General features: G+C 68.1%; 25 protein-coding genes, 1 other RNA gene and 1 riboswitch. Of the genes, 11 read left to right on the forward strand and 15 right to left on the reverse strand.

Annotated elements, in window-relative coordinates; all coding sequences use genetic code 11:
• The 4 genes from metF to ACYYG1_RS09940 all read left to right on the forward strand — a co-directional run bounded on the left by metF (position 1) and on the right by ACYYG1_RS09940 (position 4,358).
• A complete protein-coding gene (gene metF, locus ACYYG1_RS09925; protein WP_461210151.1) occupies positions 1-888 on the forward strand; it encodes a methylenetetrahydrofolate reductase [NAD(P)H] in 888 nt (295 codons plus the stop codon).
• A gap of 219 nt (positions 889-1,107) precedes the next feature.
• The gene (locus tag ACYYG1_RS09930; protein WP_461210152.1) at positions 1,108-2,142 is read left to right on the forward strand and encodes an aspartate-semialdehyde dehydrogenase; all 1,035 of its coding nucleotides are present in this window, start codon (positions 1,108-1,110) and stop codon (positions 2,140-2,142) included.
• A 152-nt stretch (positions 2,143-2,294) separates the two neighbouring features.
• Complete coding sequence (locus ACYYG1_RS09935; protein ID WP_461210153.1) at positions 2,295-3,236, forward strand: aminotransferase class IV; 942 nt, start codon at positions 2,295-2,297, stop codon at positions 3,234-3,236.
• Positions 3,237-3,296: 60 nt separating this feature from the next.
• On the forward strand, positions 3,297-4,358 hold the full coding sequence (locus tag ACYYG1_RS09940) for a glycosyltransferase (RefSeq protein WP_461210154.1): 1,062 nt from the start codon (positions 3,297-3,299) through the stop codon (positions 4,356-4,358).
• 150 nt (positions 4,359-4,508) lie between these two features.
• Here ACYYG1_RS09940 and ACYYG1_RS09945 read toward each other — a convergent pair whose 3' ends face one another.
• Together ACYYG1_RS09945 and ACYYG1_RS09950 are read right to left on the reverse strand one after the other, a co-directional pair.
• Positions 4,509-5,117 (reverse strand): TIM44-like domain-containing protein, encoded by a 609-nt coding sequence (locus ACYYG1_RS09945; RefSeq protein ID WP_461210155.1) that lies wholly within the window; start codon positions 5,115-5,117, stop codon positions 4,509-4,511.
• 122 nt (positions 5,118-5,239) lie between these two features.
• Complete coding sequence (locus ACYYG1_RS09950) at positions 5,240-5,632, reverse strand: response regulator (RefSeq protein ID WP_461210156.1); 393 nt, start codon at positions 5,630-5,632, stop codon at positions 5,240-5,242.
• Between the two features lie 176 nt (positions 5,633-5,808).
• Between ACYYG1_RS09950 and ACYYG1_RS09955 the strand changes: the two genes are divergently transcribed.
• On the forward strand, positions 5,809-6,345 hold the full coding sequence (locus ACYYG1_RS09955; RefSeq protein ID WP_461210157.1) for a hypothetical protein: 537 nt from the start codon (positions 5,809-5,811) through the stop codon (positions 6,343-6,345).
• Positions 6,346-6,413: 68 nt separating this feature from the next.
• Here ACYYG1_RS09955 and ACYYG1_RS09960 read toward each other — a convergent pair whose 3' ends face one another.
• From ACYYG1_RS09960 to ffs, 4 genes are all read right to left on the reverse strand, one after another.
• Positions 6,414-7,211 carry a sulfide-dependent adenosine diphosphate thiazole synthase gene (locus ACYYG1_RS09960; protein WP_461210158.1) on the reverse strand — a complete coding sequence of 266 codons (798 nt, stop codon included), beginning with the start codon at positions 7,209-7,211 and terminating at the stop codon, positions 6,414-6,416.
• A gap of 139 nt (positions 7,212-7,350) precedes the next feature.
• Positions 7,351-7,453, reverse strand: a riboswitch (TPP riboswitch).
• Positions 7,454-7,513: 60 nt separating this feature from the next.
• On the reverse strand, positions 7,514-8,446 hold the full coding sequence (locus tag ACYYG1_RS09965; protein ID WP_461210159.1) for a DMT family transporter: 933 nt from the start codon (positions 8,444-8,446) through the stop codon (positions 7,514-7,516).
• A gap of 142 nt (positions 8,447-8,588) precedes the next feature.
• Entirely contained in the window at positions 8,589-9,359 is a 771-nt protein-coding gene (locus ACYYG1_RS09970) for a DUF4198 domain-containing protein (protein WP_461210160.1), read from the reverse strand.
• Between the two features lie 168 nt (positions 9,360-9,527).
• Positions 9,528-9,623, reverse strand: an RNA gene (gene ffs, locus ACYYG1_RS09975) — signal recognition particle sRNA small type.
• Between the two features lie 146 nt (positions 9,624-9,769).
• Here ffs and ACYYG1_RS09980 point away from each other — a divergent pair.
• Positions 9,770-10,126, forward strand: a complete 357-nt coding sequence (locus ACYYG1_RS09980) for a hypothetical protein (RefSeq protein ID WP_461210161.1) — start codon at positions 9,770-9,772, stop codon at positions 10,124-10,126.
• Between the two features lie 20 nt (positions 10,127-10,146).
• Here the strand turns inward: ACYYG1_RS09980 and ACYYG1_RS09985 are convergent, their stop codons facing one another.
• The 3 genes from ACYYG1_RS09985 to ACYYG1_RS09995 form a co-directional block, all read right to left on the reverse strand.
• Positions 10,147-11,952, reverse strand: coding sequence for a hypothetical protein (locus ACYYG1_RS09985; RefSeq protein WP_461210162.1), 1,806 nt, complete (start codon positions 11,950-11,952; stop codon positions 10,147-10,149).
• Between the two features lie 97 nt (positions 11,953-12,049).
• On the reverse strand, positions 12,050-12,454 hold the full coding sequence (locus ACYYG1_RS09990; protein WP_461210163.1) for an ATP-binding protein: 405 nt from the start codon (positions 12,452-12,454) through the stop codon (positions 12,050-12,052).
• Positions 12,451-12,786, reverse strand: a complete 336-nt coding sequence (locus ACYYG1_RS09995) for an STAS domain-containing protein (protein ID WP_461210164.1) — start codon at positions 12,784-12,786, stop codon at positions 12,451-12,453. Before ACYYG1_RS09995 ends, ACYYG1_RS09990 begins: the two co-directional genes overlap by 4 nt.
• 136 nt (positions 12,787-12,922) lie before the next feature.
• On the opposite strand from ACYYG1_RS09995, the gene ACYYG1_RS10000 reads away from it, so the two are divergent.
• The 3 genes from ACYYG1_RS10000 to ACYYG1_RS10010 are packed head-to-tail and all read left to right on the forward strand — an operon-like array spanning position 12,923 to position 18,362.
• Complete coding sequence (locus ACYYG1_RS10000) at positions 12,923-14,956, forward strand: SpoIIE family protein phosphatase (RefSeq protein ID WP_461210165.1); 2,034 nt, start codon at positions 12,923-12,925, stop codon at positions 14,954-14,956.
• A complete protein-coding gene (locus ACYYG1_RS10005) occupies positions 14,953-17,391 on the forward strand; it encodes an MFS transporter (protein WP_461210166.1) in 2,439 nt (812 codons plus the stop codon). The genes ACYYG1_RS10000 and ACYYG1_RS10005 overlap by 4 nt, the downstream gene beginning before the upstream one ends.
• Complete coding sequence (locus ACYYG1_RS10010) at positions 17,388-18,362, forward strand: diaminopimelate epimerase (protein ID WP_461210167.1); 975 nt, start codon at positions 17,388-17,390, stop codon at positions 18,360-18,362. The genes ACYYG1_RS10005 and ACYYG1_RS10010 overlap by 4 nt, the downstream gene beginning before the upstream one ends.
• On the opposite strand, the gene ACYYG1_RS10015 is transcribed toward ACYYG1_RS10010, so the two are convergent.
• Positions 18,302-19,117, reverse strand: a complete 816-nt coding sequence (locus tag ACYYG1_RS10015) for a formyl transferase (protein WP_461210168.1) — start codon at positions 19,115-19,117, stop codon at positions 18,302-18,304. The genes ACYYG1_RS10010 and ACYYG1_RS10015 overlap by 61 nt on opposite strands.
• Positions 19,114-20,289, reverse strand: coding sequence for an ABC transporter substrate-binding protein (locus ACYYG1_RS10020; RefSeq protein ID WP_461210169.1), 1,176 nt, complete (start codon positions 20,287-20,289; stop codon positions 19,114-19,116). The genes ACYYG1_RS10015 and ACYYG1_RS10020 overlap by 4 nt, the downstream gene beginning before the upstream one ends.
• Before the next feature lie 552 nt (positions 20,290-20,841).
• On the opposite strand from ACYYG1_RS10020, the gene ACYYG1_RS10025 reads away from it, so the two are divergent.
• Together ACYYG1_RS10025 and ACYYG1_RS10030 are read left to right on the forward strand one after the other, a co-directional pair.
• Entirely contained in the window at positions 20,842-21,942 is a 1,101-nt protein-coding gene (locus tag ACYYG1_RS10025) for a hypothetical protein (protein WP_461210170.1), read from the forward strand.
• Positions 21,943-22,004: 62 nt separating this feature from the next.
• Complete coding sequence (locus ACYYG1_RS10030) at positions 22,005-23,270, forward strand: oligosaccharide flippase family protein (RefSeq protein WP_461210171.1); 1,266 nt, start codon at positions 22,005-22,007, stop codon at positions 23,268-23,270.
• Here ACYYG1_RS10030 and ACYYG1_RS10035 read toward each other — a convergent pair.
• The 4 genes from ACYYG1_RS10035 to ACYYG1_RS10050 are packed head-to-tail and all read right to left on the reverse strand — an operon-like array spanning position 23,255 to position 26,986.
• A complete protein-coding gene (locus tag ACYYG1_RS10035; protein ID WP_461210172.1) occupies positions 23,255-23,776 on the reverse strand; it encodes a GNAT family N-acetyltransferase in 522 nt (173 codons plus the stop codon). The genes ACYYG1_RS10030 and ACYYG1_RS10035 overlap by 16 nt on opposite strands.
• Complete coding sequence (locus ACYYG1_RS10040) at positions 23,773-24,765, reverse strand: D-alanine--D-alanine ligase family protein (RefSeq protein WP_461210173.1); 993 nt, start codon at positions 24,763-24,765, stop codon at positions 23,773-23,775. The genes ACYYG1_RS10035 and ACYYG1_RS10040 overlap by 4 nt, the downstream gene beginning before the upstream one ends.
• Positions 24,762-25,760 (reverse strand): D-alanine--D-alanine ligase family protein, encoded by a 999-nt coding sequence (locus tag ACYYG1_RS10045; RefSeq protein WP_461210174.1) that lies wholly within the window; start codon positions 25,758-25,760, stop codon positions 24,762-24,764. Before ACYYG1_RS10045 ends, ACYYG1_RS10040 begins: the two co-directional genes overlap by 4 nt.
• Positions 25,760-26,986, reverse strand: a complete 1,227-nt coding sequence (locus ACYYG1_RS10050; RefSeq protein ID WP_461210175.1) for a KamA family radical SAM protein — start codon at positions 26,984-26,986, stop codon at positions 25,760-25,762. The genes ACYYG1_RS10045 and ACYYG1_RS10050 overlap by 1 nt, the downstream gene beginning before the upstream one ends.
• Between the last annotated feature and the right edge of the window lie 13 nt (positions 26,987-26,999).

The following is a 26,999-nucleotide window of genomic DNA, read 5'->3' on the forward strand; positions in this document are numbered from 1 at the left end:
GTGCGCATCCGCGACCTCATGCGGCGGAGCGGGAAGTTCATTTCCCTGGAATTCTTTCCGCCCAAGGACCCCGAGGACTGGCCCGGATTCTTCGAGACCGTGGCCCGGCTCAAGGCCGTGGACCCGCTGTTCGTGTCCGTGACCTACGGCGCGGGCGGCGGCACCCAGGCCAACACCCTGGAGATCGTGCGCAGGCTGCGGAACGAGCAGGGGCTCACGCCCATGGCGCACCTGACCTGCGTGGGCGCGTCCCGCGAGAAGCTGCATGGCTTCCTGGACGCCCTGGAAGAGGCCGGGGTGGACAACGTCCTGGCCCTGCGCGGCGACCCGCCCCAGGGGCAGACGGTCTTCGAGGCCAGCGGCGACTTCCGCCACGCCTCGGACCTGGTGGCCTTCATCCGCCGCCACTATCCGGACATGGGCGTGGCCGTGGCCGGATACCCCGAAGGGCATCCGGAATGCGCCACCTTCCGCGAGGATTTCGAGTTCCTGAAATACAAGCTGGACCAGGGCGCGGACTGCACCATCACGCAGCTCTTCTTCGACAACCGGCTGTACTGGAACTTCCTGGAGCGCCTCTCGTCCATGGGCGTGGAGACGCCGGTGATCCCCGGCGTGCTGCCGGTGATGAGCCTGCAGTCGGCCAAGCGCATCCTGTCCTTCTGCGGGGCCAGCATTCCGGGCAAGCTGCTCCTGGACCTGGAGCGCGCCGACGCCGAGGGCGGCGCCAAGGCCGCCTTCGAGGTGGGCATGGCCTGGGCCAAGGACCAGGTGCGCGGCCTCTTGGAGGGCGGCGCGCCCGGCGTGCACCTCTACACCCTGAACCGGGCCGAGGCCTGCCTGGACCTGGTGAATTCGCTGGGCCCCGACCTGCTGGCAGGCGGTTGAAAAACGCACGATTGCTGCGTTGCTGCGGAAAATGCAAACCCTCGCGTATTGGGATACGCGTCGGACTTGCATTTCCCTTGCGCCTTGCACTCGCACATTTTTGAACCGCCTGCGAAGAATTGCAGGCCCGGCTGAAAGCAAGGTGAAATTTACGCGCGGCTCCGCCGCGAACGAACACATTCAGGCCGCCCCAGAGCGGCGCATACAAGGAGTTGCAACATGGGCAAGGACGGAATCGTCGTCGCGGTGTGCGGCGCCACCGGAGCGGTGGGACGGGAGATGCTCAAGACCCTGGAAGCCCGAAATTTCCCGGCCGCCAAGGTCATCGCCCTGGCCAGCGAGCGCAGCAAGGGTCTGAAGCTGCCCTACGGCAACAGCGAGTTGACCGTGGAAGTGCTCGGCGACGACAGCTTCGAGGGCGTGGATCTGGCCCTGTTCTCCGCGGGCGGCGGCACCTCCGAGAAGTACGCGCCCAAGGCCGCGGCCGCGGGCTGCGTGGTGGTGGACAACTCCAGCGCCTGGCGCATGGACCCCGAGTGCCCCCTGGTGGTGCCCGAGGTGAACCCCGACGACCTCAAGTGGCACAAGGGCATCATCGCCAACCCCAACTGCTCCACCATCCAGATGATGGTCGCGCTGAAGCCCATCCACGACGTCGCCAAGATCAAGCGCGTGGTGGTCTCCACCTACCAGGCCGTGTCCGGCTCCGGGCAGAAGGCCGTCGACGAGTTGGCCAAGCAGGTCGGTATGCTCTTCAGCGGCCAGGTGGACGACATCGAGCCCAAGGTCTACCCGCACCGCATCGCCTTCAACTGCCTGCCGCACATCGACGTCTTCCTGGACAACGACTACACCAAGGAAGAGATGAAGATGGTCAACGAGACCAAGAAGATCATGGGCGACGACTCCATCCGCGTCACCGCCACCACCGTGCGCGTGCCCGTGTTCTACAGCCACAGCGAGTCCGTGAACGTGGAGACCGAGAAGAAGCTCACGGCCAAGGACTGCCGGGCGCTCCTGTCCCAGGCCCCGGGCGTGCGCGTGCTGGACAACCCCAGGGAGAACATCTACCCCATGGCCATCGACGCCCAGGGCGAGGACGATACCTTCGTGGGCCGCATCCGCGAGGACGAGACCATCGAAAACGGCCTGAACCTCTGGGTGGTCTCGGACAACATCCGCAAGGGCGCGGCCCTGAACGCCGTGCAGATCGCCGAGAAGCTGGTCGAGATGGATTTGTTGAGAGTTCCCTAGGCTGCCCATAAACGCACGATTGCTGCGTTGCTGCGGAACATGCAAACCCTCACGTATTGGGATACGCTTCGGTCTTGCATGTTCCTTGCGCCTTGCACTCGCACATTTCTGGACAGCCTAGGAGAATGGTTGTCCAGGCGGGAGAGACGACGATGATACCGGTTCTGGATTCCGAGGAATACCTGCGCAAGATGGTTTCCGTGCGGCGGCCCGGGCGCGACGACGTGCTGGCGTTCTACGAGCATCGCCTGGGCGCCGTGTGCACGGACCCGCAGCTCATGCTGCTGCCCATGGACGACCACATCGTGCATCGCGGCGACGGGGTCTTCGAAACCATGAAGTTCGAGGGCCGCAAGCTCTACCAGCTGGACGCGCACCTGAACCGCATGCGCCGCAGCGCCCAGACCATCCACCTGGAGCCGCCCTGCACCTGGGAGCGGCTGCGGGAGATCGTGCTGGAGGTGGCCGGAACCACCGACGCCGAGGACGGGCTGGTGCGCATCCTCCTTGGGCGCGGCCCCGGGGGCTTCGGCATCGACCCCCGCGAATGCCCCATTCCGAGCCTGTACGTGATCTGCTACCGCCTGCACCGGCACGACGACGCCTGGTACGAGAAGGGGGCCACGGCCTTCCGCACGTCCATTCCGGCCAAGCAGGATTGGATCGCGCGCATCAAGTCCGTGAACTACCTGCCCAACGTGCTCATGAAGCGCGAGGCCGTGGAGCAGGGCTACGACTTCCCCATCTGCTTCGACGACGACGAGTTCCTGGCCGAGGGCGCGGTGGAGAACCTCTGCCTGGTGGACAAGACGGGTACGATCATCGTGCCCGAGCTGACCAACGCCCTGGCGGGCACCACCATGTACCGCGCCCTGGAGCTTTTGGGCGGCGAGACCAAGTCCTTCTTCCGCAAGATCCGCGAGGAGGAGATTTTCGACGCCCGGGAGCTGATGGTCTTCGGCACGTCCAGCGACTGCCTGTCCATCGTGCGCTACCAGGGCAAGCCCATCGGCGACGCCCGGCCCGGCCCGGTCAGCCGCCGGGCGCGGGAGCTCCTGCGCCGGGACATCGAAGAGAACGGCATCGCCATTTGAATGAGTGGGGCCGGCGCGCGCCGGCCCCTTTTTGTTTTGTCGATCAACCGAGGAATGCGGATGCGCATACTGCAGCTTGACCTGGGGCGCGAATGGCGCGGGGGGCAGCGCCAGGTGCTGTACCTGGCCCGGGCCCTGCACGGGGCCGAGGGCTTCGCCACCCTGGTGGCCGCTCCGAAAGGCAGCCCCCTGGCGCAGCGCGCGGCGGCCGAAGGCCTGCCGGGCGTGGCCCTGCCCGGGCGCTCCCCGCTGGACCCGCGTTCCATCCTGGTCCTGCGCTCCCTGGTGCGGCGCGAGGGCATCGACATCATCCATACCCACTGCGCGCGCAGCGCCACCCTGGGGGCCGTGCTCAAGCGCCTTACGGGCGCGAAACTCGTGCATTCGCGGCGCGTGTCCTATCCCGTGAAGCAGGGCCTGTCCCTGGCCAAGTACCGCGTCGCCGACGCCGTGGCCGCCGTGAGCGCCGAGATCGCCGAAACCCTGGCCATGAACGGGGTGGCGCGCGAGCGCCTGCGCGTGATCCACAGCGGCATCGACCCGGACCTGTACGCGGCCGCCGCGGCGGCCAGGAGGCCCGAGCCCCCGGTGCTGGCCGTGATCGGGGCCATGACGCCCCAGAAGGGGCACGTGGTGTTTTTGCAGGCCCTGGCCAGGCTGGCGGCCGAGGGCGGCCAGTGGAGCGCGCTGGTGGTGGGCGACGGCCCGCTCAGAAGCGAACTGGAGGCGGCGGCTGGCTCCCTGGGCCTAGCCGGGCGCGTGGCCTTCACGGGCTTTCGCGACAGCGCCGAGGTCCTGGGCGGCATCAGCGTCCTGGCCGTGCCGTCGGTGGACGGCGAGGGCTCCAGCGGGACCATCAAGGAGGCCTGGGCCGCAAACGTGCCCGTGGTCTGTTCGGACCTGCCTTCAAACCTGGAGCTGGTGGAGCCCGGCAAAAACGGCTTGTCCTTCCGCTCCCGGGACGCCGGGGCCCTGGCCGGGCACCTGGGCGCGCTCCTGCGCGACGCGGACCTGCGCGCGCGCCTGGCCGAGGGCGGCCGCGAGCGCCTGGCCTCCTTCACGCACAAAGCCATGTCCCGGGAGGTCATGGCTTTGTATAGGGATTTGATTCCCGTCAGCTAGCTGATTCTTGAAAGACGTATTTTCCCGCAGACCGTTCCAAAATGGTGAGATGCAAGGCGCAAGGAAAATGCGAGACCGAAGCGTACCCCAGTACGTGATGTTTTGCATTTTTTGCAGCAACGAAGCAGATCGCTGTTTTGGGGCGGTCTGCTATTGGGGTTTGCCGATCTCCTTGAGCCTCCACATATCCCCGGGCGTGTCCGTGCGCCGCACGTAGCGCCAGATTTCCTTGGTCTCTTTCGTTTCCCCGCTGCCCGGCTCCTTTTCCATGACCCGGTAGAGCACCGCGGCCTCCTCGGTTTCGTCCTGGCGCGCGGCGCGTTCCACCAGCCCGGCCTCGATGAGCAGGGGCTCGCTGCGCGGGGAGCGGGTCTCCACGTTGGCCCGGCGCTTGAAATCGTTCATCATCTCCGGGGTGCAGAACTGTTCCAGGTCGTCCAGGTCCCGGGAGTCCCAGGACTGGCGGACGCGGGCGCACATGGCCTTGGCCCCGGCCAGGAATTCCTCCTCGTCAAAGGGCGCGTTGCCCGGGCGCAGGGCTTCCTTGTCCGGGGGCGTGTCGCGCAGCATGTCCCAGGCGCGCTGGGCGCGCTCGTAGGCCTGTGCGGCTTCGCGGCGCGGGTCCTCGCCGTTCTGGGTGCGCGGGGGGCGGGGCGGGCGGCGGGAGTCGTTTCCGCCTCCTCGTCTGCGCAGGACGGTGCGCACCAGGAAGTAGACCAGGATGCCGACGATGAGCACGTCGAAGGGGGTCAGGCGCATGAAGGGCTCCAAGGGCTTGGCCGCGCGCCCGGGACGGGCGGGACCGTCAAGACGACATGTACCCGGAACCCGCGCGGCGGGCAACCCGCGGGGCGTCGAAAATCGGGAAGCAAGGGGAGCGGTCAGTGGATCAGGCCGATGTGGCGCAGCACGTCCAGGAACACGTCGCGGTCGATGGGCTTGGGCAGATAGGAGTCCGCCCCGCCCCGGTGGTAGGCCTCGACCACGTTCCCGGGGTCGTCCAGGGCCGTGGTCATGACCACCTTGGCCTTGGCCCTCGGATCCCGGTCCGTCTCCAGGGCCCGGATGCGCCTGAGGGCCTCCTGGCCGTCCATCCCGGGCAGCATGATGTCCATGCAGACCAGGTGGTAGGGCGCGCCGGTCTTGAGCGCGGCGGCGAAACGGTCCACCCCCGAGGCGCCGTCCTCGGCCTCGTCCACTTCCCCATAGGGCGCGAGGAACAGCTGCAGCAGCTTGCGGCAGGTGCTATCGTCTTCCACGACCAGAAAACGCATCTTTCCCTCCGGTTCCCCAGCGTGTACCGTGCAGAGGAGGCGGTGCGGGCGTGATTCGGCACGCGGAGGTGCATTCTGTATACTATATGTTCTGAGCGAAGAAAAGGCCGGGGCCTGGGAAAAGGGCCTGTTCCCAGGGCGGCGACGCCCTTCGGCGGCCTCGGGAGGCGCCGTCCATGAGTGAACACAGGGCCCTGGAGGATATCCGGGCGCGCGGCTTTCTGGGGCTCTGCTTCATGGGCGTGGCGGCGGGCCTGGCCGCGGCCCAGGCCCGTGGCGGGGACTGGGTCGTCCTGCCCGTGACCGGGCTGGTGGGCACCATGCTCTGCTGTTGGGTGGGCGGCGGCCTGGGCATGAGCCTGAGGCTCGTCCTGGGCGGACTGCGCGGCCGGGGTTCCGGGCTGTCCCTGAACTCCGAGGGCTGCCTGGTTCTGGGGGGCTACGGCGCGTTCCTGGGGCTGGTGGCGTCGGGCGTGTCCGGGAGCCTGGGCGCGGCCCACGCCTGGGCCATGGTCGGCGCGGCCGTGGGCGGCGCGGTGGCCGGAGGCCTGGGCGAGGGGGTGCTGTTCCTGACCCGGATGCTGGTGCTCTTCTCCATGGACGAGGCCCAGCGCGCCAGGGCCATGGCCGAATCCGCGCGCAAGACCTCGGAGTCCCTGCTCTGGCCCGGGGAGGACGGGGCGGACCCGCCGCCGGAGAAGAAGCGCCGCTGAACCGGCGGCCGGTGAAGATTTGAACGGCCCCCGCATGCGCCATGCATGCGGGGGCCGCGTCGCGTGTTCTAGTTGCCGGAGGCCAGGCGCTCGGCGAGCACCTGGGCGACCTTCTCGCCGGACAGCAGCATGCCGCCGAAGATGGGGCCCATGCGGTAGGAGCCGAAGGCCGCGTTGGCCGCCATTCCCGCCACGTACATGCCCGGGAAGATCTCGCGGGTATTGTTGACTGTGGTGGACTCGGCCACCTCGGCCCACATGGACTGCTCGCCCTCGATGCCGCCCGTGGGGGTGTCCAGGGTCACGTCGTTCTTGCGCACCAGGGTCTTGAGGACCTCGGTGGGGTGGCCGGTGGCCTCCACGAGGAATTTGCAGTTCAGGACCAGCGGGTCCACGTGCAGCCCGGCGATCTCCACGGGCGAGGAGTTGATGACGATGCCCGTGACGCGCTTCTTGCCGTCCGCCTCGCGGATGCAGACGTCCTCCACGCTCATGCAGTTGAAGACCTTGACCCCGGCGCGGCAGGCCCGCGCGGCCAGGCAGGTGGTGGCGGTCACGGCGTCGGCCGTGTAGTAGCCGTCCTTGAATTCCGTGACCGGGATGTCGGCCTCTTCCAGCAGGTGCTTGCTTTCCTTCTGCACCACCACGTAGTTGAAGGTCATGCCGCCGCCCCACATGCCGCCGCCGATGGACAGCTTGCGCTCGAACAGGGCCACGTTGTAGCCGCGTTCGGCCAGCTTGGCCGAGGCGGTGAGGCCCGAGGGCCCGCCGCCCACGATGGCCACGTCCAGGTCCAGGCTGGACCGGAACTTGTCGAAGTAGGCGCTGAGGATGGCGTCGGTGATGATGCGTTCGTCGAGTTGCATGGTGTTTCCTCCGTAAGGATAGTCTTCCGGCGTGGGCCGGAATCCGAAAGAAAACGGGGAGATGGAGGACGAAACCCAGGGGGTCGCGGCATGCGCCGCATGTTCGGATGGCTGGCAGCGGCCGGAAAACGGATTCCCGTGCCGCCCGGTCCCGAATTCCCTACGTCAGTGTGAACTGAATCAGGTTCAGTGGGTATCATCTCAGCCCCGGCCACTTGGCCGGGACACCCCAATCGGACGGACGCATTTCTACTGCAAGCCAGGCGCGATGGCAAGGCCGGCCAGGGCGGAAAAACGGCGCTTCAGCAGGACGGGGAGTGCAGCCGGGGCAGGCGGATGCTGCCCGAGAGGATCAGGCTGCCCAGGATCAGCAGGCCCGCGCCCACGTAGGCCGTGAACGGCGGAAACTCGCCGAAGATGACCATGCCCCAGAACACGGAGAAGACCACCTGCAGGGTCCCGGCGGTGGTGGCCGTGCCCGCGGATTCCAGCTCCAGGCCCTTGGTCATGCACAGCTGGGCGAACTGGGTCAGCACGCCGATGCCCGCGAGCATGGCCAACTCCGCCAGGTTCGGGGTGACCCAGACGGGCAGCATGGCCGCGAAGGAGATGGGCAGGGACGCCAGGTAGAGGTAGAGCACGATGTGCAGGGCGTGGTCGCGCCCGCCCAGATGGTGGGCGCAGACGTACGCGCCCCCGGCGAAGGCCGCGGAGGCCAGCCCCACGGCGTACACGAAGGCCGGGATGTCCGTGGCCTGCGCGCCGAACAGGAAGGCGGGCCTGGTGACCAGCAACACGCCCACGATGCACAGCGGGATGCACACGGCGGCCCGCTTGTCCAGGCGCTCGCCCAGGAACAGGAAGGCGAAGACCACGGCGAAGAACGGGTTGCAGTAGAACAGCATCACCGAATCGGCCATGGGCATGTGGGTGAAGGCGTAGAACGAGCAGAGCAGGCCGCCCGCGCCCAGCAGGCCGCGCAGGCTCAGGGCTAACTTGTTGCGTCCCAGCCCGGTGACCCCGGCCCGGCGCATGAGCCACCAGCAGAGGATGACGCCGAACAGGCTGCGCCCGAAGACGATTTCCGTGGACGGCAGGCCCTTGCCCGCCAGTTTGACCAGCGCGTTGCCCAGGCTGAAGAAGACCGCGGCCATGGCCACGTAGAGTACGCCTTGCGAGATGCCGTAGGGGGGGCGCCCGGCGGCGCAGGCCGGGGCCTCTGAGTTGGAATTCAAGGTATTTCTCCGAAGGAATTTGTGCTGCGGGGATATATCTAATGCCGGACGCGTGCTTGGCAAGGAAAAAGGCGAAGGGCCGCGCAAATGGCTGCGCGGCCCCTGGAGGCCCCGGGGATGATCCCCGAGGAAGGGTGCGAAGTTATTTCCAGGCGTTCATGTAGGTCCAGAACACGGCGCCGATCTCCACGGGTTTGTCCTTGCCCGCGGGATCCTTGAGGGTGAAGTCCGCCTCGTTCAGGGCGGCGAAGCCCCACCAGCCGGGCTGCGGGCAGGCGAAGGTGAACACGCCGTTGCCGTCGGCCTTGACCACCTGGGTCTCGTGGTACTCCGTGGGCGTGGCGAAACGGCCCTGGTTGTAGAGCTCCACTTCGACCTCGGCGTTGGGCACGGGCTTGCCGTCCAGGAGCACCAAGCCCGTGAAGGCGTTGCCCGCGAAGTTGCCGAAGGGCCGCAGCATGGGCACGATCTCGGTCTTCAGGCCCACGGGCTCGTCCCAGCCCTCGTCGCCGCCGAAGGCGGGTACGCTGACCTTGGTGTAGTGGATGATGGAGCAGTCCTCGGCGGGCTCCCAGTAGGGCACGGGCTCCATGAAGAAGGTGTACACGCCGGGGCGCTTGAAGGCGTAGTTCACGGTCCAGGCCGTGTGGTCCATGACCTTGGTCTTGGCGGCCTTGGGCAGCAGGTCCGTGGCCTTGCCGTCGAAGAACACGCCCAGCTGCTTGGGCTTGACCAGTTCCATGCCGACGCCCGCGCAGGGGTGGGAGAAGGAAAAGTCCACGTGGGTGCTTTTCTTTTCCATGCTGGCGGCCGAGTCCGCGGGGATGGCCATGCCGAAATGTGCCGACGCGGTGGCGCCGAGCATCAGGAACAGGGCCAGCGACAGGAAGCAACCGAAGAGTTTTTTGTTCATGATCTCTCCTTGTGTTGAAAAATGGAAATATGTAGCGACGCGTGCTAATTCTAGTAGAATTGTATCCATTGTCCGTCAAGATATTCTTTTGGGAAATGGGCAGGAAAGACAAGGGACCAGGGCGGACGGAGAGCAAAGAAAAGCGCCGACCCGCGAGCGGATCGGCGCCTTTTGGAGAAACCGGGCACCCAGAAACAACCGTTACCGTTGCTCCCTTTCGGGCCTGGCGGGGTTGGCGGAGTCTCTGCCGCCCGGTTTCCCCGAAGGGGTGATTGTGTGCCTTGTGCGCGCGCCCGTGTCAAGGGGATTCCCGGCCCGCCCCGGGCGGGGCCGGTGATTTTTGCTGGATTTCGCGGGCCGGGCTGCTATCCTGGCTTCGGGGCCGCACAACCGCCCCAAGGAGATTTCCCATGAAGATCTGGCTCAGCGTGGTTTTGTGTCTGCTCACGGCCCTGCCCCTTACCGGATGCGTGAAGGGCAAGACGATGTTCCATGCCAGGAACTCCTGCCTGACCTACTCCATGGGCGGCGGCGACGACGGGCCGGACCTCGACTGCGTGGACCGCAACGAGGTCTGCGACGCCTTTCTCTACGGCGAGGCCATGGAGCCCCTGTCCCGGGCCGAGTGCCTGGAGCACTGCGCCCGCACCGAGCGGGAGCAGATCGGCAGGCACCTGGTGGACGGCTGCCGCTTGCTCATCTACGAGGGCCGCAGCCAGTGCGAGTCCTACTGCTATTCCAAGCCCGACGACAAGGCCGCCAAGTAGCCTGAACGACCCGCCGAAGGTCAGGTGGGGAAGCGCAGGGTGGTCTCCCGCTGCCCCTGGCGCGGGATTTCCTGGTTGCGTTGCCTGATGCGCCGGTTCTCATCGGCGGCCTGCTGGCCGGCCAGGCACGCGGAGATCACGGACAGGGGAACGAATCCCATCAGCGCATGGATGGGCGTGAGCTGTTTGAGGGCCAGGAATACGCCCAGGGCCAGGGCCGGAATGGCGAACAGCACCCCCGAGGCGCGCCCCGCGTAGGCGCTGCCCGCGCCGGGCATGAGCAGCGAGAGCAGGAACGCGGCCATGGGGCTCTTGATCTTGCTCCCGCCCTCCAGGGCGCGGCGGGTCTCCCTGGCGATGAAGTCCCGGTCCCTGGATTTGAGCTCGCACCGGGGGGCCAGGGCCCGCTCCGCCATATCCTCATCCACGCCCAGCCGGAACATCGTGTCTTCCAACTCGTGGGAATCGTCCCGCTCCCATTGCGCGGAGCCGCTGACGATGACCCGCGATGCGCGGGCCTGGGGCCGGGGCGGGCGCGCCGCCGGCTTCGGCTCGGGTTCGGCCGGGGGCTGGTGCTCGCGGGACCATTCCGGCGCCAGCAGCAAGGGCTCCCCGGGGTCCGGTTCGGCTGCCGTCTCCACGGGCGCCGCCTCCCGTTCCGGCCAGGCCGGTTCCGGGGAGGGCCGGGGCAGGTTCTCGAAGGGGTCGTCGTCCTCGGGTTCCCATTCCTGGTCCACCAGGACCGGCGCCGCGCGTTGGCCCTCGTCCTTGGCCGGGACCTCCTCCGCGGCCTCCACGGGCTCGGGCGGCGGCTCGAAGGCCGGGGCGGGCCTGTCCGTCCAGGATTGTACGCCGGGGGGCAGGGGCAGGCCCGCAAAGGGGTCCTCTGCGTCCCATTCCTGATCCGCCAGCAGCGGCCCGGGTTCCGTCTCCTGCATTTCCTCAGGTTCCGGCGGGGCCTGCGGTTCCTCAAGGGGCTCGGCCGCGGGTGAATCCACGGGCCACGGTTCAGCTTGGGGTACGTCCTCCCGGAAAGCCTGCGCGGGACTGATTCCCATGTCCTCCAACTCTGTCCGGGGCGTCCACGCGTCTTCGGCAACCGCGTCCTCGTCCGTATCCCACGGCACGACCTCGTCCGCCGGGGAGGGGGGCGCGTCCTCCATCGTCTGGAGCCGCACGGGCGCGGGCTCCTCTCCGGGGGCGGGCGAAAAGATGTCCGCAGCCGGGGCCGGGGCCCTGCTGCGCGTGTCGGCCAGGGAATCCTCCAATTCCCAGAGGGGGGCCTCGTCCTGCGGCGGCTCGTCCGGCATGGGCGCGGGTTCCCGGGCTTCGGGGGGCGCGGATTCGGTTTCCCAGGCCTCGGGACGCTCGGGCTCGACCTCCCAGGCCTCGGCCAGGGGCGCGGCAGGCGGCTCGTCGACGGGCGGCGCGTCGGCGGAAGGCTCCGCTGCGTCGGGTTCGGGGGAGGGGGCGGGCTCCGGGGCGGCGGGCGCGGCCGTTCCTCTTCGGGCGGCCTGCTCCGCGACCCAGGTCAGGATTTCGGGCATGGCCTCGGATGCGGGCGCGGCAGCGTCCTGTGCCGTGTCCCAGGGCGGTTCGAAATCTTCGGGCTCCCGCGCGGCGTCCCGGGCCGGGGACGTGAATTCCCCGGAACGCAGGGGAAGTTCCGCGCCGGGGGCGATGCTTTGGGCCGTCGCGAGCACCAGTTCGGCGAACTGTTCCTCGGAAATGTCGCCGCGCGTCCGGGCCGCCGCGGCCGAGGCCATGCGCATGGCCACGGTCTCCAGCAGTTGGGCGAACGCCTCCTGTATGTCCTTGTCGCTCATGGTCCCGTGTCCGGTTGAGGTGACGGATCACCGCCCGCACTCTGTGCGGGGCGAAACGGCGGAGGCATGGCGTGTTGCCGCGTAGCGGGCGGCCGGGCTAGGTCGGGATGGCGTAGGTCAGTGTCAGGACGTTGCTCTCGGCTTCGCGCTTGTAGTCCATGGAGGAAAAAACCTTTTTTGCGAAAAATACTCCCAGGCCGCCGATGGCCCTGTCCTCGATGCCCGCCTCCAGGTCGGGCTCCGGGGCGTTCCTGGGGTCGTAGGGGGCTCCCTGGTCCGAGAGGACCACGGTCAGCCCGTCGCCCTGGGCGCTGCAGGCGACCTCCATCTCCCCCGGGCTCTCGGGATAGGCGTAGGACGCCACGTTGACCAGGAGCTCCTCCAGGGCCATTTCCAGCATGCCCGTGTCCGCGTCCGGCGCGATCTGGCGCACAGCGTCGCGGACCAGGGCGCGCATGGCCGGGATGCTCTCCAGGGCGGCGGGCAGCCTCAAGGCGTTCATGATTCCGCTTGCAGCGCCTGTTCGAGGGTCTCGTGGATGGGGAACATCTGGGTGAAGAAGGACATCTCGAAGACCTCCTTGACCATGCCGTCCAGATTGCAGAAGCAGATCGTGCCCTGTTCGGCCTTGATCTTCTTGGCCACGGCCAGGATGCTGCGCAGGCCCGCGCTGGTGATGTATTCAAGGTCGCCCACGTCGATGACGAACCGCTTCTCCCCCTTGCCGATGCAGGCTTCCAGTTCCTCCTGGAATTTGGGGGCGGACGTCGTGTCCATGCTGCCGCCGACCTTGGCGACCAGTGCGCCCTGCTGGTTTTCCACGCTCAGTTTCATGATCCCTCCGTCGCCCCGCCGGGGTGAACGGCCGGGCGCGTTGAGCTGTTTGACAAGTTGATAGCACGCACACAACCTGTTACCAGAAGGCAAGAAGTCGAGCAACATCGTACAGTTTGCATCCGCGAGGTTCCCGTTGCGTTTTTCCTTGTACAAAAAGATCCTGGTCCTGTTCGGCGGCACGCTGGTCCTCGTCGCCGTGGCGGTGCTGACTTTTTCGGGGCGGAACGTCGAGCGCACCGTGTTCGACGCCGAGCTCCGGGGCGCGGAAAACATCATGCGCCTGGTGAACGTCAACCTGTACGGCCAGTTCAAGAGCTATTTGAGCTGGAAGGTGGACATGGTTTCTTCCCGCAAGCGCCTGCTCCGGGAGGAGAGCGCCATCCTGCTCTCGGGCATCGACCACCTCTCCAGCGGCCGTTCGCCGCGCGAGGCCCGGGCGCTGGTGCTGGACTGGATAGGCCGGGCCGTGGATTCCCCCGACAAGCTGGTGTTCGTGTACGACAGGGGCGGGCGGCTCCTGGCCGTCAGCGGCGCGGGGGGCAATGGGAACTTCCTGGGCGTTCTGCACGATTTCAAGGGCCGCGAGGTGGCCCCGGCCATGCACCAGGAGGCCAAGCGCTACGGGGGCGGCTTCTCCACGTTTTCCCTGCCCGGGCCGGACGGCCGGACCCTGCGCTACCTGGGGCGGTTCTCCCTGGTGCCGCGCTGGGACTGGGTGCTGGCCGTGTGCGACAACCTGGAGGGCATGGTGGCCGAGGTGGCCCGCCGCCAGGAAGGGATTCTCCAGGGTCTGCGCGAAACCATGCCCAGCATCACGGTGGCCGACTCCGGGCCGGTGTTCCTGTTCGACGGCCAGGGGACCATGCTCGTGCCGCCCGAACGCGGGCTGCGGGACATGCTGGGCCTGCCCGGGGCGGACCAGGGCGAGCTGTTGCGGACCATGATGACGGCCGCCACCCGCAAGACGGATAACCCGGACCAGGGCCCGGCCGTCGCCGACTTCGGCGAGGAGTCCAAGGCCGCGGTCTTTGTCGCGCATTTCAAGCCCCTGGACTGGTACGTGGCCGCGGCAGCGCCCAAGGCCGAACTGCGCGCCCCGGCCGTGAAGCTCATGGGGCACCTGTCCTGGGTCATGGCCGTGGCCCTGGGCCTGGGCCTGCTCCTGGCCGTGGCCCTGACCCGGCGCATCGTGCGGCCCCTGGCCAGCCTCACCGGACACGTCAAGGACCTGCCCGAGCGCGACTGGACCGGGGAGGCCGAGGACCTGTCGGAGCTGGAGGTCCTGGCCAGGAGCCATCGCGACGAGGTGGGCGCCCTGGCCGAGGCCTTCCTGTACATGGACGGGGCCCTGCGCAAGAGCATCATCGACCTCATGGCCACGGAGGCCGAGAAGAGCCGCATCGAGAGCGAACTGGGCGTGGCCCGCGAGATCCAGATGGGGCTTTTGCCCAAGATCTTCCCGCCCTTCCCCGAGCGCGACGAGGTGGACCTCTACGCCGTGCTGGAGCCCGCGCGCGAGGTGGGCGGCGACCTCTACGACTTCTTTTTCGTGGACCAGGACACCCTGTGCATCGTGGTCGGCGACGTGTCGGACAAGGGCGTGCCCGCGGCCCTGTTCATGACCATCGCCAAGACCCTGGTCAAGAACGAGGCCCTGGCGGGCAGGCCTCCGGAGGAAATCCTGCTGCGGGCCAACGACGACCTCTCGCGGGACAACCCCAACGCCATGTTCGTGACCATCTTCGTGGGGCTTCTCGACGTGCGCACCGGGCATCTGGCCTTTGCCAGCGGCGGGCACAATCCGCCCCTGGTCCTGCCCGCCGAGGGCGAGCCCGAGTTCCTGCGCGAGATCAGCGGGCCCATGGTCGGGGCCATGCCCGGCATGTCCTTCGTGGGGCGCGAGGCGCGCCTGGCCCCGGGCGACATGCTCCTGGTGTACACCGACGGCATCACCGAGGCCATGGACGTCTCCAAGACCATGCTCACCGAGGACGGGCTGCTGGCCGTGGCCCGGGAACTCCGCCACGCCCCGGCCAAGGACGCGGTCCAGGGCGTCGTGCGGGCCACCCATGAGCATGCGGGCGAGGCTCCCCAGTCCGACGACATCACCTTGCTCGCCGTGCGCCTCCGGGCCGCCGAAGGCGCTTCCGGGACCGGAGGCGCATGACTTCCGAGCAAGAGACGATGACCAGCCCTTCCCATGCCCCCCGCGCGGGCACCGGCGCCCTGCGCGGACGCTTGGTGCTGGCGGCGCTGTTCGTCCTGGTCCTGGCCGCCGGGTTCAACCTCCTTTTGCACTTGGCCTCCCTGGAGAAGATGCTCACGGACTCCCTGTCCGACGGCGCGAGGGTGGTGGGCGCGGACCTCAAGGCCAACATCGAGCGCAGCGTGCGCTACGGCAAGCGGCTGGACAAGTTCCTGGGCATGGACGACCTCCTGCGCGGGGCCGTGGACCAGTTGGGGCACCAGTCCGCGGGGCGCGGCCGGGAAGCGGGGCACGTGTGGCGCGTGGAGATCGCGGACGCGTCCGGGCGGGTGCTCTATTCCACGGATGCGGCCCGCGTGGGGCGCGCGGCCGCCGGGCTGGCCGTGGACGCGCAGGAACCCGCGCCCTTTGCCGAGGAGCGGCGGCGCGTGGTGCCCCTGCGGCTTCGGGACGAGGCCGGGAGGCCCGTGGGCTTCGTGCTGGCCGCCTTCAGCAAGGACGCCGTGTCCGGGACCCTGTGGGCCATGGCCCGGGACGAGGTCCTGGTGGGCGGGCTGGTGTTCCTGGGCGCGGCCGTGCTGTTCTGGCTGTCCCTGTTCCTGGTCCTGCCCCGGGAACGCAGGCGCGTGGCCGTGTTCCTGAAACTTTCGCGGCTCGACCCCTCCGGCGGCGGCATGGCCTTTCCGCGCAAGGGGCTGTTGCGGGCCATGCTCCTGGCCGTGGTGGTCTGCCAGGTGGCCTATTCCCTGTACGCGGCCGTGCAGTACAAGGCCGGGCTGGAGCGCATCGTGCGCGGCAAGGTCGTGGCCGTGAGCACGCTGCTGCGCGAGGACCTGGAGTACGTGCTCTCCCTGGGGGTGCACCTGGACCGGCTGCCGCGCATCGAGGACGCCATGGCCGGACTGCTGCGCGTGGTGCCCGAGGCCTCGGCCATGGTCGTGGCCGACGCTGCGGGGCGCGAACTCTACGAGGCCCGCGCCCCCGGGGCCGGAGTCCGGGGCATGCCGGTGCGCGTGGGCCTGCGGGGGCCGGGCGGGACCATGGCCGGGTCCATCGTGACCTTCGTCCCGCCGGGGATATTTTCGGACCAGATCAGGGATGTGGCCCTGGACTCCCTGACCATCCTGGTCATCGCCATGCTCTTCGCCGTGGAGCTGGCCATCATGGTCCTCGATTTCTTCCAGCGCGGGCCCAACGGCGGCCTGCGGTCGGCGGCCTACCAGGCCGTGCGCCCGGCCGGGTTCCTGCTGCTGTTCGGGGCCGACAGCTCCCTGTCCTTCATCCCCCTGCACATGAAGGAGCTGGCCGGGAGCGTCCTGGGCCTGCCCCAGGAGCTGGTCATCGCCCTGCCCATTTCCGTGGAGATGTTCAGCGCCGGGCTGATGATCTTCCTGTCCGGCTCCTGGATCGACCGCCGGGGCTGGCGGCAGCCGCTGCTCACGGGGCTCGCGGTCTGCGTCGCGGGATTCGCGGCCTCCTGGGCCGCGCCCGGGGCGTTCTGGTTCCTGGGGGCGCGGGCCCTGGTGGGCCTGGGTTACGGCCTGGCCCTGATGGCCATGCAGGGCTTCATCGTGGGGCATACGGACGACGATTCCCGGGGCCGGGGCTTTTCCCTGTTCTGGGCCGGGGTCTACGCGGGCAGCGTGTGCGGCGTGGCCGCCGGGGCCCTGGTCGCCCAGCAGGTGGGCTACGGCCCGGTGTTCCTGTTCGGCGCGGCCGTGCTGGGCGTGGCCCTGGCCTACTGCGCCACGGCCCTCAGGGGCCGGGAGGACGCGGCTGAGGCCCGTGGGGAGGAGCGGGGCGGGCGGCGCCTGGGCTACGGCCGGTTCCTGGCCTCGCGCAACGTGTTCTTCACCGTGATCCTGGCCAACATCCCCGCGGCCCTGGCCATCATCGGCCTGCTCAACTATTTCACGCCCGTGTACCTGAGCGCCGCCGGCGTATCCCAGGCGGACATCGGGCGCGTGTTCATGCTCAACAGCCTGGCCATCATCCTCGTGGCCCAGTTCTCGGGCGGGCGCATCGACGCCAGCCGGGACAAGCGCCTCTGGGTCGCGGCGGCCGGACTCCTGGGCGCGGCGTCCTTCTTCTTCTTCAGCTTCGTGTCCGGGCTGGTCGCGGTGCTGGGGGCGGTGGTCCTGCTGGGGGCCTCGTCGAGCATCGCCCTGACGGCCATCGGGGCCTACGTGCTGGGCCTCGGCGAGTCCCGGGAGCTGGGCCAGGGCCGGGCCACGGCCATGGTGGCCTCCACCTACCGCGTGGGCCAGGTCCTGGGGCCGGTGCTCTTCGGCTGGTTGGCGTCCTTCGACGCCCACGTTGCCATGCCGCTCTTCGGCGGTGCCTATCTGCTGCTGTCCCTGGCCGTGCCCCTGGCCCTGCGCAAGGTGCGGACGTGACGCATCGCGAGGCCATGCTCAGCGAGTGGTCGGTGTTCGGCAACCGCCTGCTTTTCCTGGATCTGCAATCCGCGCCCGTGCCCGGCGACGCGGACCTGGCGGATCTGGCCTGCTCGTCCCTGGCGCGCACCGGCGCGGATTCCCTCATCGTGCTGCTGCGCGGGGAGGCCCTGGCGGCCGCTCCGGGCATCGACGCTCCGGGCGTGGCCGCCCCGGACGTGGACGCCCTGGTGCGCATCCTGGAGCCCGACGGGTCCGAGTCCCTGTCCTGCGGCAACGGGCTGCTCTGCACGGCGGCCCTGCTGCGCCTGCGCGGCGCGGCCCTGCCCGCCGGGGTGCTCACGGGAATCCCCTCGGGGAGCCCCTGGCCGGTGGAGATCGGCGTGCGCGAGGGAGGGGGGCCCTGGCTTCGGCACTCGCTGGCCCTGCCCGTGCCGGACAGGCTCTACACCCCGGCCGAGGGGCGCGCCCCCCAGGGGTGTGTGGACATGGTGGGCGACCTGGGCCGGGGAGCGGAGGACGTGCCCCCGGGCATCCTCGGCCGTCTGGTGCTCACGGGAGAGCCACACCTGGTCGTCTTCGCGGACGAGGCGCCCGCGGGCGACTGGCTGTGCGCCCTCGGCCTGCATCTCAACACGCGGCGGCGGGACCTGTTCCCCAGGGGAGTGAACGTGGATCTGGTGCTGGACGGCGGGCCCGAGGACGGGGTGCGCTACCGCTGCTTCGAGCGCGGGGTGAACCGCGAGACCGGGGCCTGCGGCACCGGGGCCATGGCCGTGGCCAGCGTCTGGCGTCTGGCGCGCGGGCGGGTGGACGCCCTGCGCGTGCGGCCCAAGGGGGCCCCGTCCGGGGACGGCTACATGGTGCGCTTCGCCCGCGATTCCCTGCTCCTCAGCGGCCGGGCCCTGCTTCAGTCCGAGGCCGCGCTCCCGAAGCGCGAGAGGACGTCCCTGATCTCCAGCGTGTCGTAGAGTCTGCCTCCGCCGCGGCGGAAATCCTCGAATTCCTGATCCGTGGGATACTTGAAGTAGCGCGCCCGGTCCTGGTCCTGGGGCGTGGCGCTGGGCAGCTTTCCGGCCTCCACGTCGCGCAGCATGGCCAGGAACAGGTCCGCTCCGGCCACGTAGAGCTCCAGATAGTGCCGGAGTACGGATTTGGCGGGGTCGGCCTTGATCCAGGCGATGTCCACCACCGGGCCCGTGTCGATGCCCGGGTCGATGGCGTGCAGGGTGCAGCCCATGCGCTCCTCGCCGTTCACCAGGGCCCGGAACGGGGCGTACAGGCCCCGGTAGGCGGGCAGGGCCCCGGGGTGCAGGTTGTACAGGCCGAGGCGGGGGGTGCGGATGGCTTCCTCGCGGAAGATCAGGTCGAAGCGGCAGGAGAGCATCAGGTCCGGGGCCAGGGCGCGCAGGCGGTCTACGGTTTCGGGCGCGTTGATGTTGCGCACGATGTCCATGGGCATGCCGTGGCGGCGGGCCAGGCCCGAGAAGGTCAGCAGCTCGGCATCCGGAAGCCCGGGGGCCGCGTCCAGGGCCGGGAAGAGGTGGTCCACCGCCAGGTCCCGCTCGAAGAACAGCTGGTCAGCGGGCACGCCCGGGGCGCGCTCCTCGGGCATGACCTTGTCCGAGAGCAGCACCGTGACCTCGTGGGCGGCCAGCGCCGGGGCCAGGCGGTTCAGGGCCACGTTGCCCAGGATGTCGCGCTTCACGCACAGGACCAGCTTCATTGCACGGGCGCCTTTTCCGTGGTCTTGATCTCCTGGAAGATAACGTCCGCCGCCGTGAGGATGTCGATGGGCGGGTCGTAGCCGATGACCTGGGCTTCGGCCAGGTTGATGGCGATGCGCATGGGGTCCTCGAAGACCTGCTCCAGCTCGCGGGGCTTGGCCCCGTTGAATATCTTGGCCATGGTCATGGCGTGGAAGCGCCCCACGTGGCGGAAGCCCGCCTGGGAGATGGACATCAGCACCCCGTGGGCCACCTCGTCGGTGCTGCCCTGGGAGAAGGTCGGGATCTTGCGCGCGTTCAGGGGGGCCATGACCCTGGGCACGTTCTCCACGGCCATGCCCGTGTGGATGGTCAGGTACACGGCGTCCACCACCGGGGCCAGCTTGTCCATGCAGCGGGCCAGTCCGTCGTAGGCGATCCGGTTGTCCGTCACGTCGTTGGGGGAATAGCAGGGCACCACCCGGAATCCGCGCTCCCGGGCCACTTCCTCCACGTCTTCCACGGCGGCGTAGCTGCGGCCCTCGGTGGTGTTCTCAAAGGAGAGGCCCAGGCTCTTGAAGCCGAACATGTCATGGAATAGGCGGATCTGGCGCTTGTGCCGCCCCGGATCCATGCGGGCGTGCACGTGGTCCAGGCCCGAGTCCTCCACGCTTTTGACGATGCCCGCGCCCAGGGGATCCGTGGAGGAGAGCACCACCGTGGGCGTCGAATGCCTGTCGTTGGCCAGTATCTGTCCGGCCTTGGTGCCCATGGCCAGGACCAGGTCGACGTCGCGTTTTCTGGCCAAGCGTTCGATGGCCGCGTCGCCCACCTTTGAGTATTTCACTGAATCCCAGTCGCAGGACCAGAAGGCGTCGGCCGGGAACTCCAGGTATTTGCTCTTCACGTTCGTGGACAGCCAGGCCCAGAGGCGCGAGGCGTCCTCGGGGTCCGGGTCCTCGGGGAACGCGAGGGGCTCCATCCAGCCCAGGGACACGAGTCCCTCCAGGGTGGACTTGAGCACCAGGGGGTAGTTGCGGAAGGGGCCGCCTTCCATATAGCCGACGCGCCATTTATGGCCCTTGTTCAGGGTCGGGATGTTGGGGAACTGGTCCCATTTGTCCCCGGCCCACGAGGGCCACGCCGTGCTCAGGACAAGGACGGCGGCGAGGAATAGGGCGAATTTGCGCATGCGCTCCTCCGGGTTGCGGCACGGGCTTTGAAAAATGGATGCCGCTGTTTTCGTACATGATTTCCGGGCGACTTGCCAGGAGCAACCCGAATAGTTCCAGCGGCAGGACAGGGGGGCGTCGTCCGGGGTTGAGGGCGGGATTTCCGTGGACGGAAGGGAGGGACTTTTAGTACATCCAGAGGGCTGTTGGAGACGGCGGATGGCGGTTGCTTGATCTGACTGGCATTTCTTTATATTGGGGTTGGCTGATTCAGAAAGGATTTCTTTTTGTAAAGAAGGCAGAGCCGCCTTGCACGTTGGTCCGGCTAGGGACGCCTTGTCCGCGAGGCGACCAGCCGCTGTCTCGTGATTCCCGGAAAAGCGTGGTCATCGGAGGAGAAGACTATTTTTTTTACGGACGAAGCCGGTCCTGGCCTGGCCCTCTCGCCCTGGGGGCAACGCGTGCTTGGTTGCGCCCTGGCTCTGACCACCGCCACTCGCTTTCGCCTGCCGGGGTTGCCTCTGGGCGCTGGTGAACTATTGCTTGTGGTGCTTATGAGTTCGGGACTGTATATGCTGGCCATCCGGCGCAGATTGGCGCAAGCGCTGGGCGTGCAGGGCGGCAGAAACGTGCTTCTCCTGTGGGGTGCGTTGTTCTTCTGCCTGGGAACAGGTGCCTTGTGGGGGCGTGCCCAGGGCGTCTTCGTGCCGCACGTGGCCATGCGCGAAGCGGCCGCCTTGGGTTTTTGCGCACTCTACGCGTTGTGGTTGAGCACTTTGCGCTGGGACTCGGAGTCCATGCTGCGGGTTCTTGTTGTCTGCGGCGTCATCGTGCTTGTTGGCAATATAATTTTTGTTGCTGCTGAATATATCTCGTGTGGACCTATATGGTTTTCAAAACATTTTACGTTTCATTTCTTCCTGACCGGATCGAAATCTGCTTTCGGATGGACAAGCAATATCAACCAGGCAATACTTCCTCTTGTGCTTGCTGTCCCACTTTGCTTTGCTCAGGCGCTAGACTTTCGCAGCAATGGGTGTCGTGGAACAAAAAGTTGTCTTCTGGCGATTGCAACGGTTTTGATGTTCGCGTTTGGCCTGCTGATGTTTAGTCGTTCCTTTGCCTTGTTCGTGCTGGCGCTGTTATGCTTTTTCGCCTTGTATGGCTTGGTGCCGGCTCCCAGGACACGGGCTGTAGCCAACAGGCTGTTTGTCGTTTTTGTCGCCGTCGCAATTTGCAGCTACGGGGCTGCCGCGGCGTACGCCATGGCTACGCAGGGCATAGTCTTAGGCGCGGCTCGCCACGTTTTGTTGCTCAACGGTCTGAGAGCCTTGGGGGACAGCCTGGGCTTTGGTTTCGGGCCCGGGGCCTTTTCCGGGCTGCATCAGCCCTTCGAGGGCATGGAGGTTCACAATCTGTTCGTGGATCTTGCCTTGTCCGGAGGGATGGCAGGCGTGCTCGTCATGGTGGTGGTGTTCGTGCTCAGCGCCAGGGCCACCATGCGCCTGCCGCAAAAGCGCTGGCTGTGCGTCTGGGGCGGGATGCTCATCATGGTCATGCTGCATAACCTGTTGCGGCATCCCATCTTCTGGACCGCGCTCTTCTGTCCCCTGCTCCAGGGCGGCTGGGGCGCAAGAGTCGCAACTGATCCGGCAACCGCAGGTAGGGCGTGATGGTTCAGGCGTTGCTGCAGAGACTGCACAGGCACGGCGGGGACATTGTCCGGGTTTCCGCCGTGGCTTTTGCCTTGCGCATGACCGGGGCCATTTTTAGCCTTTTCTTCTACATCATGGTTGCCCGCCAGACGGGTCTCGCGGGCACCGGGGAGTTCACCTTCGCCCTGAGCTTCGCCCTGGCCGAGACCGTGTTCGTGCGTCTGGGCATGGACAACGTCATTGTCCGGCGGGCTGCCGGATTTCACTTGCGAGGCGATTTTGGCGCCCTGCGTGATCTGTACTGGAAGTTCCTGTGGGTGGCGGCCGGCGCGAGCCTGATTGCCGGGCTGGCTGTGGCGGCGGGGGTAGGCGTGTTCGAGGGTATGGGAACCGAACTCTCCAACCGCGCTGTGGACCTGATACTTGTCCAGGCCTTGGTGCCGTTTCTCGCGGTTCTTCTGTTGCAGGCCGAATTTTTGCGCGGCATCCGTCGCGTGCCGCTGTCCTATGCCCTTGGCTTTGTAGGGGCTCCGCTCTTGAGCTGCCTGTATTTGGTCCTGTTCCGGCCCGGGGATGTGCGGTCGATACTGTGCTTCTACGTTGTCGCCACCGCGTTGATGGTCGTTTTGGGCCACATTTCCGTGTTGCGCTTCCTGAATGGCTCCCCGCGCGACCGCGCGGCCAACGCTTGGCGGTCCCTGGTCCGGGAAGGCCTGCCCATGATCCTGGTCTCGTCCATGGACATCGTGCTCTACTGGGTCCTGGTGTTCATGATCGAGATTTTCCTGACGTCCAGCGAGGTGGGGCTGTTCGGGGTGATCTACCGGGTGGCCTCGGTGATGGTCTTCGCCTTGTCCGCGGTGAACAGCATCTCCCGCACCCGCTACGCCGAGAGCCTGCACGCCAACAACCTGCAGGCCCTGAGGCGCGAGGTGGCCCAGTCCAATTTCAGCTTGGCCCTGGGCAGCGTGCCCCTGTTCGCGTTCATCCTGCTGTTCGCGGAGCTCCTGTTGTCCGTGTTCGGGGAGCAGTTCGTGCAGGGCAGCGGGCTGTTGCGGTTTTTGGCCTGCGGCGTGCTGGCCTACTGTCTGACGGGCACCTACCCCATGCTTCTGGCCATGCGCGGGGACGGGCGTTTCCTCCAGAACATCATCTACGGCTCCGTGGCCGTGGCCCTGGTCCTGTCCCTGGTGGCCATCCCGCTGTTCGGGCTCTGGGGGGCGGTGTTCGCCATCGCCGTGGGCATGGTCTTCCAGAACCTGTGCGCCTACGCGCGCAGGCATTCCCTGGCATCACGGATCGCGGAGCCCCACGGGGCGGCGGAAACGGTTCAGGATCCGCGCTGAACCGGGGCGGATTCGGTGGGCAGGGGCTTGAGGTAGACCACCATGTCGTCGCCCGGGGAGTAGTGGTCCTTGACCCTGCGCCGGGCCAGGAAGCCGCGGGCCTCGTAGAAGCCCCTGGTGGGGCGGTACAGGGCTTGCCCCGACGTCTCCGCCACCAGCCCGAGGCCGTGTTCCCCGGCCACGCGCCGTTCCACCTCGGTGAGCAGCAGGCTGCCCACGCCGCGTCCCTGGCGCTCGGGCTCCACCACTATCCAGTACAGGTCGAACCAGCCGGGCTCGTCCACGGATGGGCCGTAGCAGGCGTATCCCGCGCAGCCCTTCCTGTCTTCAGCGAACAGGAAATAATAGCCGCTCTCACGGCCGTGCGCCAGGTGCTCGTCCACCAACTCCACGGCGATGTCCACCTCGGCCTCGGTGAACAGGCCCGTGGCGCGGGACATGGCCTCCACCACGGCCGCGTCGGCGTCCCTGACTTCGGTGCGCAGGAGGATGTCCGTGTCCTTCATGATGCGTATCCTTTCGCGTCCAGGGCCGCGCCCAGGATGCGTTCCACGGCCGAGGCGAAGGGCACGCCGGCCCGGTCCAGGGCGGCCTGGAATCCGGCGTCCGGGGCCAGGCATGGGTTGGCGTTGACGTCGATGACCTGCGCCGCGCCCGATTCATCCACGCGGAAGTCCACCCGGGCGTAGCCGGAGAGGCCGAAGGCCCGCCAGCAGTCCAGGGCCGCGCGGCCCAGGCGTTCCGCAAGGTCCGGTTCCAGGCCGAAGCGGCGGGGCGTGCCCTTGGACTCGTCGGAATCATCGTCCCATTTGGCGCGCCAGCCCACCACGCGCGGCTCGTGTTCCGGCTGGTCCGGAAAAAGGATTTCCGCTGGCGGCAAAAGCGTGGGCCCGTCCGGGCCGTCCAGGAGCGAGACGCTTGCCTCGCGCCCGTGCACGTAGGCCTCGGCCAGGCACTGCCCGCCCATGCGCGGGGCCAGGCGGGCCATGGCCCGCAGCAGTTCCCCGTGGTCCGCGTCCCGTAGCACGCAGTCCCGCTCCAGGCCGATGGAGGCGTGTTCCCACACGGACTTCACTATCCAGCCGTCGCCGGCGTCCCCGCCGTGCAGGATGCGGCCGTCCATGGCCCGGGCCGCCGGGGTGGGGATGCCCGCCGAGGCCAGCACGTGCTTGGCGAATATCTTGTTGGAGGACAGGGCCATGGCGTCGCTGCCCGCGCCGGTGAAGGGCAGGGGGATATCCTCCAGCAGGGCCGGGGCCAGGGCGATGTGCCGCCCCTTGCCCTCGGCGCCCTCCACCAGGTTGAACGCCGCGTCGGGCCTGAGCCCGTTCAGGGTCGCGGCCACGCCGCCCAGATCCAGGGAGAAGCGCACCGTGTGCACGTCGTGCCCCAGGGCGAACAGGGCCTCGCGCACGGCCGCCGCCTGGGCCAGGATGTCCTGGTCGTCCTCCCCGGCCCCGGGGGCCGGGGAGGCGTGCAGCAGGGCGATCCTCACGCCGCGCAGCCGGCCGTCAGGGCCGGGACCCGGGAGCAGGCCGAGTGCACGATGGCCGCGATGAGCTCGGCGTGGGGCGTGCCCGCCAGGCCGCAGAGGATGGTCAGGTCCGAAAGCACGGGATGCAGCCCGGGCAGGGGGTTGGCCTCGATGAACGAGGGCCGCCCCTCGGCGTCCAGGCGCACGTCCACCCGGCCGCCGTCGCGGCAGCCCAGGGCCCGCCACGCGGACAGGGCCAGGTCGGCGGCCGCCCGGGCCTCGGCGTCCGTGGCCAGCTCGTAGCGCACGGTGCGCAGGTAGTCGATCTTGTTGGCGTAGGTGTAGTTGCCGCCGTCGGCCTCGCCGTCCACCAGCACCTCCATCACGCCCGCGCTGCGGGCCTCGGGGCCGCTGCCGAGAAGGCCCACCGTGAACTCGCGGCCGGGCAGGAAGCTTTCCACCAGCACGGGCTGGTCGTGGGCCGCCAAGAGCTTCAGGCAGACCCGCTCCAGGTCCTCGGGAGTGCGGGCCAGGGAATCCCCGCCCACGCCCTTGCTGGTGCCTTCGGCCACGGGCTTGGCGAACACGGGCCAGCCCAGGTCAACCTTGGCCACGTCAGCGGGGCTTTCCACCAGGGCGAAGTCCGGGGTGCGCACCCCCGCGTCGCGCACCACGCGCTTGGCCATGGCCTTGTGCAGGGTCAGGCACAGGGCCAAGGGCTCGGAAAAGGTGTACGGGATGCGCCAGGCGTCCAGCAGCGCGGGCACGGCGGCCTCGCGCCCGAACCCGTGCATGCCCTCGGCGATGTTGAAGACCATGTCCCAGCGCGCGCCCCCGGCCAGGGCCGAGGTCAGCTCGTGCAGCCCGCCGATGCGCTCGGTCTCGTGGCCCAGGGCGCAGAGCGCCTTGTCGATGGCCTCCACGGTCTCCGGGCAGTCGAACTCGGCGATGTCCGCGTCGGCGTAGCCGCGCGCCTTCCAGTGCTCCTTCAGGTCGAAGGTGATGCCGAAGCGCATTATTTCGCCTCCATGGGCTCGGGGTCGTGGATGGCAAATTCCCGGCCTTCGTAGTTCTTGAAGAGCAGGGTCGAGCCCTGGCGGCCGGTGAAGTATTCCGGGCACACGGGCACCTTGCCCCCGCCCCCGGGCAGGTCCACCACGTATTGCGGCAGGGCGTAGCCCGTGGTGTAGCCCCGGATGCCGCGCATGATGTCCAGGCCCTTGCCCAGGGTGGTGCGGAAATGCGAGGTCCCGGCCACCTGGTCGCAGTGGTACAGGTAGTAGGGGCGCACGCGCATGGTCAACAGCCCCCGGAACAGGGCCATGAGGGTGTCGCGGTCGTCGTTCACGCCGTTGAGGAGCACGGTCTGGCTGCCCAGGGGGATGCCCGCGTCGGCCAGCCTGTTGCACGCCAGGGCCGCTTCGGGGGTCAGCTCCGAGGGGTGGGTGCAGTGGATGCTCACGTACAGGGGCCGGAAGCGGCGCAGCATGCGCACCAGCGACGGGGTGATGCGCTGGGGCAGGACCATGGGGGCCTTGGTGCCGATGCGCACCATCTCCACGTGGGGGATGGCCGTGAGCCGCGAGAGGATGTACTCCAGGGCCGCGTTGGACATGGTCAACGGGTCGCCGCCCGAGACCAGCACGTCGCGCACCTCGGGATGCTCGCGCACGTAGTCCACGGCCTTGTCCCAGGTGGCCGTGAGGCGGCGCTTGGACTCGGGCCTGCCCACGCGCCGGGAGCGCGTGCAGTAGCGGCAATAGGACGAGCAGAAGTTGGTGGCCAGGAACAGCACCCTGTCCGGGTAGCGGTGCACCAGGCCCGGCACCGGGCTGTCGTGCTCCTCGCCCAGGGAGTCGCACGTCTCGTAGGGCGCGATGCAGGCCTCGTCCATGTGCGGGACCATGCAGCGCCTGAGGGACGAGCGGCCCTCACGGGCCTCGTTCCAGATCAGGGCGGCGTAGTAGGGCGTCATGGCGGCGGGCATGCCCGTGCCGTCCCAGGCCGGGGCGTTGACCTCGCCGGTGGTCAGCTTCACGAGCCCGGCGAAGGCGGGCAGGTTGGTCAGCCTGTGGCGCAGTTGCCAGCGCCAGTCGTTCCAGTCCTTGTCGGCCAGGCCCGGGAAAAAGGCGTCCCGATAGTCCTGCACCGCACGGTTGATGGGTCCTCCCCCGAAAATGGATCGGGAAGGAGGCTGTTCCTCGTGCTCTTCTGCCTCGGGCGCCGCCATCAGCTCCGTCATCGTTGGTCTCCCT

The organism is Desulfocurvus sp. DL1XJH-121, assembly GCF_054819825.1.

Bases quoted from the DNA above. Each gene is read 5' to 3' on its own strand.
- ACYYG1_RS09930 (WP_461210152.1), top strand. From the start codon at position 1,108: ATGGGCAAGGACGGAATCGTCGTCGCGGTGTGCGGCGCCACCGGAGCG.
- ACYYG1_RS09985 (WP_461210162.1), bottom strand. From the start codon at position 11,952: ATGAGCGACAAGGACATACAGGAGGCGTTCGCCCAACTGCTGGAGACC.
- ACYYG1_RS10005 (WP_461210166.1), top strand. From the start codon at position 14,953: ATGACTTCCGAGCAAGAGACGATGACCAGCCCTTCCCATGCCCCCCGC.
- ACYYG1_RS09950 (WP_461210156.1), bottom strand. From the start codon at position 5,632: ATGCGTTTTCTGGTCGTGGAAGACGATAGCACCTGCCGCAAGCTGCTG.
- ACYYG1_RS09945 (WP_461210155.1), bottom strand. From the start codon at position 5,117: ATGCGCCTGACCCCCTTCGACGTGCTCATCGTCGGCATCCTGGTCTAC.
- ACYYG1_RS10045 (WP_461210174.1), bottom strand. From the start codon at position 25,760: ATGCGCTTCGGCATCACCTTCGACCTGAAGGAGCACTGGAAGGCGCGC.
- ACYYG1_RS09970 (WP_461210160.1), bottom strand. From the start codon at position 9,359: ATGAACAAAAAACTCTTCGGTTGCTTCCTGTCGCTGGCCCTGTTCCTG.
- ACYYG1_RS10025 (WP_461210170.1), top strand. From the start codon at position 20,842: ATGCTGGCCATCCGGCGCAGATTGGCGCAAGCGCTGGGCGTGCAGGGC.
- ACYYG1_RS09980 (WP_461210161.1), top strand. From the start codon at position 9,770: ATGAAGATCTGGCTCAGCGTGGTTTTGTGTCTGCTCACGGCCCTGCCC.
- ACYYG1_RS10020 (WP_461210169.1), bottom strand. From the start codon at position 20,289: ATGCGCAAATTCGCCCTATTCCTCGCCGCCGTCCTTGTCCTGAGCACG.
- ACYYG1_RS09995 (WP_461210164.1), bottom strand. From the start codon at position 12,786: ATGAAACTGAGCGTGGAAAACCAGCAGGGCGCACTGGTCGCCAAGGTC.
- ACYYG1_RS10035 (WP_461210172.1), bottom strand. From the start codon at position 23,776: ATGAAGGACACGGACATCCTCCTGCGCACCGAAGTCAGGGACGCCGAC.
- ACYYG1_RS10015 (WP_461210168.1), bottom strand. From the start codon at position 19,117: ATGAAGCTGGTCCTGTGCGTGAAGCGCGACATCCTGGGCAACGTGGCC.
- ACYYG1_RS09990 (WP_461210163.1), bottom strand. From the start codon at position 12,454: ATGAACGCCTTGAGGCTGCCCGCCGCCCTGGAGAGCATCCCGGCCATG.
- ACYYG1_RS09935 (WP_461210153.1), top strand. From the start codon at position 2,295: ATGATACCGGTTCTGGATTCCGAGGAATACCTGCGCAAGATGGTTTCC.
- ACYYG1_RS09940 (WP_461210154.1), top strand. From the start codon at position 3,297: ATGCGCATACTGCAGCTTGACCTGGGGCGCGAATGGCGCGGGGGGCAG.
- ACYYG1_RS09955 (WP_461210157.1), top strand. From the start codon at position 5,809: ATGAGTGAACACAGGGCCCTGGAGGATATCCGGGCGCGCGGCTTTCTG.
- ACYYG1_RS10050 (WP_461210175.1), bottom strand. From the start codon at position 26,986: ATGACGGAGCTGATGGCGGCGCCCGAGGCAGAAGAGCACGAGGAACAG.
- ACYYG1_RS09960 (WP_461210158.1), bottom strand. From the start codon at position 7,211: ATGCAACTCGACGAACGCATCATCACCGACGCCATCCTCAGCGCCTAC.